Raw genomic sequence first — 6,913 nt, 5'->3', positions numbered from 1 at the left:
GACAAAGCTTCTCCATTAAATGATAATTCTCTAACCAACCAGTTGTTCCCGAAACTATCGGAATTCCATGATTAATAGCAGCAGAAATATTTTCAACCGCAACTTTTGGTGCACTAAAATCAATAGCAACATCTGCTGAAGCTAAGCCATCAAAAGTGTTAAATTCGTCTTTTTTTAATACAATTTTATGACCTCTTTCTAAAGCAATCCCTTCGATTACTTTGCCCATTTTACCATATCCTAATAAGGCTATTTTCATCTAGAATTTGTAGTTAAAAGTTAGTCCTAAGTTTGGTTTGTAATCAATATCATTCATATACACATCAGGTTGAAATGATAGTTTATCACTCACGTTGAATTGTATTAAGTGTGCGTCAACATTAGCGTCAACTATATTTAATACATAAAAACCAATAGTAACTAAAAGTGATAAATCTCTATTTCTTTGATAGAATCGTTGTGCTTGTATTAATCTGGAATCATCAAGATATTGATATTGATCATCGTCAAATCCTAATAATCTGCGTTTGTAAGCATCTCGATAGCTATGGTATTTTTTACTGTTATCAATATAAAAATACAAACTTGTTCCAATGGCACCGTAAACAATGGGGATTTTCCAATATTTTTTATTGTATGCCTGACCTAATCCTGGTAATAAAGCAGAATAAAAAGCAGCTTTTGTTGGTCGGAGTGGATCAATTTCTTTTTGTTTTAAAGTGTCTTTTGCTTTTAAAGCTTTACCAATTTCCTGAGAAAAAACACATTGATTTCCAAATAGAAATGAGAGTATTACTATGTAAAAAATCTTATTCACTAACCTTTTATTAGTTTGATAATGCGATTAAAATCTTCTTCGGAGTGAAATGGAATCGTGATTTTTCCTTTACCGTTTCCGGCAACTTTTACGTCAATTTTTGAACCGAAGAAATTTATGAATGCTTTTTTCTGGTCATCTTCAACTTTAAATGAAGCGGTCTTTTTAGCTTTTGAAGATTTAGGTTTAATGCTATCTTGGTAATTTTTAACCAAAGCTTCAGTCTCACGAACTGAAAGATTTTGACTTACGATTTTTTGGTAAATATCGGTCTGTACGTCCTGATCTTCAATATTGATAATTGCACGACCGTGTCCCATACTGATAAAACCATCACGAATTCCGGTTTGAATGATTGGGTCTAACTTTAACAATCTCAAATAGTTGGCAATCGTAGAACGTTTTTTTCCAACGCGTTCGCTCATTTGTTCCTGTGTCAATTGAATTTCGTCAATTAATCTTTGATACGAAAGCGCAATCTCAATTGGGTCTAAATCGTGACGTTGAATGTTTTCTACCAAAGCCATTATCAATGATTCATTGTCATTGGCAATTCTAATGTAAGCCGGAACCGTAGTCAAACCAACTAATTTTGAAGCACGTAAACGACGTTCACCAGAAATTAATTGGTATTTATTGAATTCTAATTTTCGAACGGTTATAGGTTGAATTAACCCTAACTCTTTGATAGACGACGCTAATTCTTGCAGCGAATCTTCATTGAAATTACTTCTTGGTTGAAATGGATTTATGGCAATTGCCTCAATATCTAATTCAATAATATTGCCTACAACTTTGTCAGCATTTTTATCACCAATCGATTTTATATCATTATCAGGATCTTTTAATAAGGCTGATAAACCTCTTCCTAATGCTTGTTTTTTTATAGCTTTTGCCATGCTTTAATTGCTGTTTTTCTTGATAATTTCTTGGGCTAAACTCAAGTAGTTTGTTGCGCCTCTGCTAGTTGCATCAAAGTTAATGATACTTTCACCAAAACTTGGTGCCTCACTTAATTTTACATTTCGTTGAATGATTGTTTTGAAAACCATATCACTAAAATGTTTTTGCACTTCTTCAACCACTTGATTAGACAATCGCAAACGGGAGTCAAACATGGTTAATAAAAGTCCTTCGATATCCAAATTTGCGTTGTGTATTTTTTGAACACTTTTAATCGTGTTTAATAGTTTTCCTAAACCTTCTAAAGCAAAGTATTCACATTGAATAGGAATGACCACGCTATCGGCAGCGGTTAATGCATTTAATGTTAACAAACCTAAAGATGGGGCACAATCAATTAGGATATAATCATATTCGTTTTTGATGCTTTCCAAAGCTTGTTTAAGCATGTACTCTCGATTTTCTTTGTCAACCAACTCGATTTCAATGGCAACCAAATCAATATGCGAAGGAATTACCCAAACATTTGGTGCGCTGCATGGAATAATTGCTTCTACAGGTGTATTGCTGTGTTCCAGAATTTGATAGGTACCAGTAGTCACATTTTCCACATCAATACCTAAACCGGAACTCGCGTTTGCTTGTGGATCAGCGTCTATTATAAGCACTTTTTTTTCTAAAACTCCAAGTGATGCTGCAAGATTTACAGAAGTTGTTGTTTTTCCAACACCACCTTTTTGATTGGCAATAGCAATGATTTTACCCATTTAATTTTTAAAAATATAGAGCCGTAAAAATACAATTATTTATGGCTTAGCCAACTGAATTTTGTTAACATTCTTGTAAAGTTTTGAGTGTTTTAGTTTTAAGTACTAGTTGCAGTTTTCAGCCAAAAAAATCTACCTACTGAGGTTGAGACTGAGACTTTGGATTCTAACTATTTACTTCCTTTATTCTTAATCATTGTTTCAAGCATATCCCACATTTCTTGCGGAATCTTTTCTAAGATGTTGAATTGCCCTGCGCCTTGTAACCATTCACCGCCGTCAATGACAATGACTTCACCATTTATGTAGGCAGAAAAATCAGAAACTAAATAAGCTGCTAAATTGGCTAATTCCTGGTGGTCGCCCACGCGTTTCACTGGGACTTTTTTCGCCATATCAAACTTTTCGGCTAAATCTCCGGGTAATAATCTGTCCCAAGCACCTTTGGTTGGAAATGGTCCGGGAGCGATGGCGTTCATTCGAATACCGTATTTTGCCCATTCTACTGCTAAACTTCTGGTCATTGCTAAAACTCCGGCTTTGGCGGTAGCACTTGGCACCACATAACCCGAACCTGTCCAAGCATAAGTTGTTACAATATTCAAAACATTGCAATTGGTTTGTTTTTCGGCAATCCAATGTTTACCAAAAGCGAGTGTGCAGTTTTTGGAACCTTTTAAAACAATATCGATGATAGTATCGAAAGCGTTAGCAGAAAGTCTTTCGGTAGGCGAGATGAAGTTTCCGGCTGCATTATTTAGCAATACATCAACTCTTCCAAAAGTTTTCAATACTTCAGCAAGCATAGCTTCAACTTGATCATAATGACGAACATCACATTGAATTGGAAGACATTTAACTCCGCTCAGTTCGGCTTCGTCTCGGGTTACACTAGTTTCCTTTTCCAATTCGGAAGCAGTGTTTTTTAGTTTTTCTAAATCGCGCGATGTAATAGCTACTTTGGCACCTAATTCAAGAAAATATTTGGTCATGGCTTTACCCAATCCACTTCCGCCTCCGGTAACTACTATTACTTTATCGGATAATGCATTATCCCGAAGCATTTTTGCAGAAAAATTCATAAGGTTTTATTTTTTTGGTAAATATAATTATAGTTTTATTAATCTTTCAGCAGCTTGAGTTAGTGTTGCGTCATCTTTGGCAAAGCAAAATCGAATGCATTTAGTATCTTTCCCACCTGCATAGAAAGGAGAAATCGGAATGGCTGCCACACCAAATTCGGTTACCAATCGCTTGGTGAAAGTCATATCATCTTCACTTGAAATATTGGCATAAGAAGCAACCTGAAAATAAGTGCCCTCGCAAGGTAAGAGTTGCAGTTTGGTTTCTTTCAATAAATTACGGAAGAAATCTCTTTTTTCTTGGTAGAAATTCCCAAGACTATAGACATCAACAATATCAAGATATTCCGAAATGGCAACTTGCGAAATACTATTCACACTAAAAACAAGGAATTGATGCACTTTTTTGATTTCTTTCATCAAATGTTCCGGTGCAATGACGTAACCAATTTTCCATCCTGTAATGTGAAATGATTTTCCAAAAGAAGAAACTGTAATGCTTCGATTCCACAATTTTTGACGATTATGTATTGAAATATGTGTCTGTTCAAAAGTAATATATTCATAAACTTCATCCGAAAAAATGAATAGGTTAGGGAAGGAGTCAACTAATTTTTCTAATTGATCAAAATCTGCTGAAGTCCAGGTTTTACCTGTTGGGTTATGCGGATTGTTGATCATGATAAGTTTTGTATTCTCGTTTGTTGCCGAATTTATATTTTCCCAATTGGGTGTGAAATCATCATTAAGTGCCACCCGAATTGGTTTGGCGTTGCTTAACAAAATTGGAGCTTCATAACAATCGTAACTTGGATCAAGAATAATGACTTCATCGTTTGTATTTACTAAAGCTTGTATAGTAGCAAAAATTCCTTCGGTCGCGCCAGCGGTGATAAGGATTTCACTCTTATGATTAACTATTCTTCGATATGATTGTTGGGTAAGTCCAGCAATTTTTTCTAAAAGCGGGGGATATCCGCTCATTGGACTATATTGATGTACGTTTTCAGATGCCAGTCGGGCAAAAATATCACTTAATCTTTTGTCAACCGGAAAATTAGGGAATCCCTGTGAAAGATTAATAGCATTGTGTTCGGTTGCCATTTGCGACATAACAGTAAAGATGCTCGTGCAGATATGAGTAAGTTTGGACATATACTTTTTTAGAAATTTAAAAGTACAAAAAAACCACTATCATATTTATGTACTTTTAATAGTTTTATCTCAATTTTTATAAGCTGAAGAATGAAAACCCATCGACAAAATTATTTACAATAAAAAAAATACTTATTTGCAAGTATTATGGTCAGGAAAATTTTATCTTTTTTTAATTCTTTAAATCATAATTAAAGAACCTAATTCATAATTCTTATATTTGTATCCCAAACTACACTATCATGAGTCAAAAAGTATTGCTCACTTCCAAAGAAGTCAATATCATACTCCATCGTTTGGCTTGTCAGTTGATTGAAAATCACCTTGATTTTTCCAACTCAGTTCTTATTGGAATTCAACCCCGCGGTGTTTCGCTCGCTGAACGATTGAAGATCATTTTAGAAACTGAATACAACATCAAAAATATATCTTTAGGGTTTTTAGACATCACTTTTTTTCGTGATGATTTTCGTCGTGGCGAAAAACAGTTAGAAGCAAATAAGACACAAATTGACTTCCTAGTTGAAGATAAGAAAGTTGTCTTTATTGACGATGTACTCTTCACAGGAAGAAGTATACGAGCTGCATTGACTGCCATACAATCCTTTGGAAGACCTTCAGAAATAGAACTGTTAGTATTGATTGATAGAAGATTCAGTCGTCATCTGCCAATACAACCTGATTATAGAGGTCGCCAAGTTGATGTTATTAATGATGAAAAAGTAAAAGTCTGTTGGAAGGAGAAGGATGGAGAAGATGCAGTATACTTGATTTAGGAATTATGAATTAAAACTATAAACAACTAACTACAAACCACAGACTCAATTGGAACTATCAGTTAACCATTTATTAGGGATAAAGTATCTTAACAAGCAAGATATCGATTTGATATTTGAAACGGCTGACCATTTTAAAGAAGTCATCAATCGGCCTATTAAAAAAGTACCATCGCTTCGCGACATTACCATTGCCAATATCTTTTTCGAAAACAGTACACGAACCAAACTTTCCTTTGAGTTAGCTCAAAAAAGATTATCCGCGGATGTTATTAGTTTTTCTACAGCACAATCTTCAGTAAAAAAGGGAGAAACATTGATAGACACGGTAAACAATATCCTTTCGATGAAAGTAGATATGGTAGTTATGCGGCATGCAAATCCCGGAGCTGCTTACTTCTTATCACAAAATGTAAAGGCAAGCATCATCAACGCTGGAGATGGAGCACATGAACATCCAACACAAGCACTTTTAGATTGTTATTCCATCAAAGAAAGATTGGGCGAAGTAGGAGGTAAGAAAGTGGTAATCGTTGGTGATATTTTACATTCACGAGTAGCATTATCCAATATCTATGCACTCCAAATGCAGGGTGCGGAAGTAAAAGTATGTGGGCCAAAAACCTTAATTCCCAAACACATTGAAAGTCTTGGTGTAACTGTGGAACCAAACCTGAGAAAAGCACTAGAATGGTGTGATGTAGCCAATATGCTTCGCGTTCAAAACGAAAGAATGGATTTTAATTACTTTCCATCAACACGAGAATACGCACAGCAATATGGTGTTGACAAACAACTTTTAGATTCTTTATCAAAAGAAATTGTTATTATGCACCCTGGACCAATTAATAGGGGAGTAGAAATTACTTCAGATGTAGCCGACTCTAAACAATCAGTCATCCTAGAGCAAGTCGAAAATGGTGTTGCCATCAGAATGGCGGTGATTTATCTTTTGGCTTCTAAAATACAACCATAAATCCCATCTTTTAAATTGATGGGATTTTCTTTATTTTTTAGTTGGTTTTTTTTGTAAATTAGCACTATCGGTAAAGTGCTTGATTTCAATTTTTATGGGTTCTCCATACAATTCTATTTCACTATTTCCGGAAGCATCTAGAGTTGCTATATTACTGATATTAATATTTGTTTTGGAATAACCTGAAGTTTCTACTAAAGCATTTGTAGCTTTAAATTTTTCACCAGTGAAATCGGTGTTGTTATCCAATCGGAGTTTTAAATCTATTGCATCACCTTCTACTTCCGCAGTTGCTTTTTGATACATATCAAATTTCATTTCGCCAGAGGAAATAAGTGCTTTTACATAAGCGCTTTTGCTTACATCAACAGCTGTTTTTTCAGATTTTAAATTGAGTTCTACTTTCGATTTATCGTTGGCCATCAACGTGAAGTTTT

The 6,913-nt window shown here is 34.8% G+C and carries 8 protein-coding genes and 1 pseudogene; 2 read left to right on the top strand and 7 right to left on the bottom strand.

The genetic code is table 11. The features are described 5' to 3' along the window. The 6 genes and pseudogenes from ACOYLP_RS09780 to ACOYLP_RS09755 form a co-directional block, all read right to left on the bottom strand. Positions 1–259: pseudogene (locus ACOYLP_RS09780) on the bottom strand (4-hydroxy-tetrahydrodipicolinate reductase); the annotation flags it as partial. Beyond that, the gene (locus tag ACOYLP_RS09775; protein ID WP_422855987.1) at positions 260–817 is read right to left on the bottom strand and encodes a DUF5683 domain-containing protein; all 558 of its coding nucleotides are present in this window, start codon (positions 815–817) and stop codon (positions 260–262) included. It lies immediately after the preceding pseudogene. Beyond that, complete coding sequence (locus ACOYLP_RS09770; RefSeq protein WP_422855986.1) at positions 817–1,716, bottom strand: ParB/RepB/Spo0J family partition protein; 900 nt, start codon at positions 1,714–1,716, stop codon at positions 817–819. Before ACOYLP_RS09770 ends, ACOYLP_RS09775 begins: the two co-directional genes overlap by 1 nt. 3 nt (positions 1,717–1,719) lie before the next feature. Continuing rightward, positions 1,720–2,487: a ParA family protein gene (locus tag ACOYLP_RS09765; RefSeq protein WP_422855985.1), complete on the bottom strand. Its 768-nt coding sequence runs from the start codon at positions 2,485–2,487 to the stop codon at positions 1,720–1,722. Positions 2,488–2,657: 170 nt separating this feature from the next. Next, positions 2,658–3,569 carry an SDR family oxidoreductase gene (locus ACOYLP_RS09760; RefSeq protein ID WP_422855984.1) on the bottom strand — a complete coding sequence of 304 codons (912 nt, stop codon included), beginning with the start codon at positions 3,567–3,569 and terminating at the stop codon, positions 2,658–2,660. 27 nt (positions 3,570–3,596) lie between these two features. Further along, positions 3,597–4,724 (bottom strand): methionine aminotransferase, encoded by a 1,128-nt coding sequence (locus ACOYLP_RS09755; RefSeq protein ID WP_422855983.1) that lies wholly within the window; start codon positions 4,722–4,724, stop codon positions 3,597–3,599. A 242-nt stretch (positions 4,725–4,966) separates the two neighbouring features. Here ACOYLP_RS09755 and pyrR point away from each other — a divergent pair, with 242 nt between their 5' ends. After that, positions 4,967–5,500, top strand: a complete 534-nt coding sequence (gene pyrR, locus ACOYLP_RS09750) for a bifunctional pyr operon transcriptional regulator/uracil phosphoribosyltransferase PyrR (RefSeq protein ID WP_396140202.1) — start codon at positions 4,967–4,969, stop codon at positions 5,498–5,500. A gap of 49 nt (positions 5,501–5,549) precedes the next feature. Next, a complete protein-coding gene (locus ACOYLP_RS09745) occupies positions 5,550–6,476 on the top strand; it encodes an aspartate carbamoyltransferase catalytic subunit (protein WP_422855982.1) in 927 nt (308 codons plus the stop codon). A gap of 30 nt (positions 6,477–6,506) precedes the next feature. Here the strand turns inward: ACOYLP_RS09745 and ACOYLP_RS09740 are convergent. Next, positions 6,507–6,913, bottom strand: a 407-nt coding sequence (locus tag ACOYLP_RS09740; protein WP_422855981.1) for a GIN domain-containing protein, incomplete at its 5' end; no start/stop codon positions are given.

Origin of the sequence: Flavobacterium sp., assembly GCF_049318325.1 — a bacterium.
Taxonomy (GTDB): Bacteria; Bacteroidota; Bacteroidia; order Flavobacteriales; family Flavobacteriaceae; genus Flavobacterium.
This window is presented reverse-complemented; position numbering and strand designations above follow the sequence as displayed.

Excerpts from the sequence above, each read along its gene's own strand:
- ACOYLP_RS09770 (WP_422855986.1), bottom strand. The coding sequence starts at position 1,716 with ATGGCAAAAGCTATAAAAAAACAAGCATTAGGAAGAGGTTTATCAGCC.
- ACOYLP_RS09765 (WP_422855985.1), bottom strand. The coding sequence starts at position 2,487 with ATGGGTAAAATCATTGCTATTGCCAATCAAAAAGGTGGTGTTGGAAAA.
- ACOYLP_RS09760 (WP_422855984.1), bottom strand. The coding sequence starts at position 3,569 with ATGAATTTTTCTGCAAAAATGCTTCGGGATAATGCATTATCCGATAAA.
- ACOYLP_RS09755 (WP_422855983.1), bottom strand. The coding sequence starts at position 4,724 with ATGTCCAAACTTACTCATATCTGCACGAGCATCTTTACTGTTATGTCG.
- pyrR (WP_396140202.1), top strand. The coding sequence starts at position 4,967 with ATGAGTCAAAAAGTATTGCTCACTTCCAAAGAAGTCAATATCATACTC.